This window comes from Acetobacteroides hydrogenigenes, assembly GCF_004340205.1.
Lineage (GTDB): Bacteria > Bacteroidota > Bacteroidia > Bacteroidales > ZOR0009 > Acetobacteroides > Acetobacteroides hydrogenigenes.
Genome location: NZ_SLWB01000028.1, coordinates 1,586 through 3,465, shown reverse-complemented (window position 1 = coordinate 3,465; position 1,880 = coordinate 1,586). Strand labels below are relative to the sequence as shown.

Sequence of the window (1,880 nt, the reverse complement as noted above, 5' to 3'; positions counted from 1 at the left end):
CATCCAGTTACTGGCAGCTGCCATCCAATCGCGCATCGGGGTTTTGCCGCCAACCCGCCAGCCATTGGACTGGAAGTGGTTGAAAAACTTCTGAGCCTCAAGCGGAGGATGGCCGTTTTCGGAGAAGTAGGTCTGAACGTCCTGCAAGCTGGGAGGTATCTTGATTTTAGCGGGCTCCATTTTTGGCTGTTTTTTAGGTATAGCAGAACTGGTTGAAGCATCACTTGCCAGCGAGCAAATGAGGATAGCAGAGCCTACCTTGGGATTCTTGCTGGTGGTGTACTGAATATAACCCCATTCCGCTAAATCCCTTAGGCAGCGGTAGATTGTATGAAGGGAACCAATGCGGCTATCTGCCTGAATGCTTTTACGAGCAAATGGAAACTGCTCTTCGAATCCTGAGGAACGCCAGTGGTGCAGCAAAGCCAGATATAGGCTGATATGAAATGGAGTAAGCCGCTTATCGGCAGCGACCCTTTCAAAAAAGGCCATTACGTGGTTTGGTCGCATGGCGCTAGCGGTTATGGACGCGATTCTCCTCCAAAAGCGTCACAATATCCTCGTAGGCGTAGTAGATGGCGCCACCGATTTTGGTGTAGGGAATGGTACCGTTGATGCGAAGGGTTTGGAGCGTTCCGTCAGAGATGTTGAGCATTTTGCGAACATCTGCTGATTTTAGCCAGGGCTTTTGCGATGAATTCTGCCTACCCTTTAGTAGATTTTTAATCTCATCGATTAGCTCGTTTTTGAGGGCTAAAAGGTCGCCGGTGGTGGCAATCTGATCGCGGCTAAGCCGCTGTAACGGTTGGTTAGGGGTATTAGCATTCTGTCCCATAACTTTTAGAATTTGGTTATGGGGTAAAGATGAGGTGTAGAAAATTAATTTTTACCCGAGGTAATACCGAGTCGGGAAAAATATTTTTCCAAACAACTGCAAGGCAGTTGTTTAACTTGTAAAACAGCCCATTTTAACACTCCTCGCTTACCTTTTGAATGAAGGAGGTTTTCATCTTGTCTATAAATAGGGTTGGATTTTTACGGGCTTTAATTTCGCTAAAAATGTCGTAGTAATTTCCAATTTTCATGTTGAAGCATGATTCGAAGTGGCTGACAACCTGCTTTATGCTGCAATTGCCATTGTTAATGCATTTGTGGGAAACAAGAGCGTTTATCAGCTCAACAGCCGCCACCTTCGTTTCTGTCCAGCTCATTTCTTCCTCATTTTCCCGAGTCGGTATGACCTCGGGATAAAATGGCACAATTTTCAGGGATTTGTAGTCGGAAGTGAGGCGTTGCCTCAGCCTAAAGAAGGCGATGCTGCGGCCAATGATGATGGAGTAATCCGTAATGAAGTTGCGGTTGAGGATGATGCAGGAATCGTCGATGGGAAGCTGAAAGGTGCTCAAGGAGGATAGTACGTACTCTTCATCAAGGTTGGTTAATCCAGAGCCATGGTAGCTTATGAGCTTGTGGTAGGTGTCGAACCATCGTTGAATAGTCCTTTTCTGCTGCTTGCAGTAGCCCTTGAACTTTTTAGGAGAATCTAATTCCTGCTGATTTTGAAGAAGGATGCTCAGCTGGTTATGGTAGATTATTTCCCCAATAAAGAAGGGGCAGCTGTACTTTAGGAAGTAGATCTCCTGTTGCCTGTCCTTGAATGGATGATCCTTGACATAATCGATTACCTCAAAAAAGGTTCTTATCGCAGCGTTATAGCATTGAGCGCACTTCTGCATTGGCTCTCCTGCACCTTGTTCAATATCCCGAATCTGCTCCGACAACAATTTTTGCTTATTCTCAAATGTATTATCCATAAATATAGCTTTATCTATTTCTACATCTTACCTTTCTTTTGTTTAGGCGTGCTATCCATATTTGGT

3 protein-coding genes are annotated in these 1,880 nt (G+C 45.1%); all 3 read right to left on the bottom strand.

From position 1 onward, the window contains the following. Positions 1-510, bottom strand: a 510-nt coding sequence (locus CLV25_RS15855; RefSeq protein WP_131840647.1) for a hypothetical protein, incomplete at its 3' end; no start/stop codon positions are given. Positions 511-514: 4 nt separating this feature from the next. After that, positions 515-835 carry a helix-turn-helix domain-containing protein gene (locus tag CLV25_RS15850; RefSeq protein WP_131840646.1) on the bottom strand — a complete coding sequence of 107 codons (321 nt, stop codon included), beginning with the start codon at positions 833-835 and terminating at the stop codon, positions 515-517. A 133-nt stretch (positions 836-968) separates the two neighbouring features. Continuing rightward, entirely contained in the window at positions 969-1,814 is an 846-nt protein-coding gene (locus CLV25_RS15845; protein ID WP_131840645.1) for an RteC domain-containing protein, read from the bottom strand. Positions 1,815-1,880: the final 66 nt, after the last annotated feature.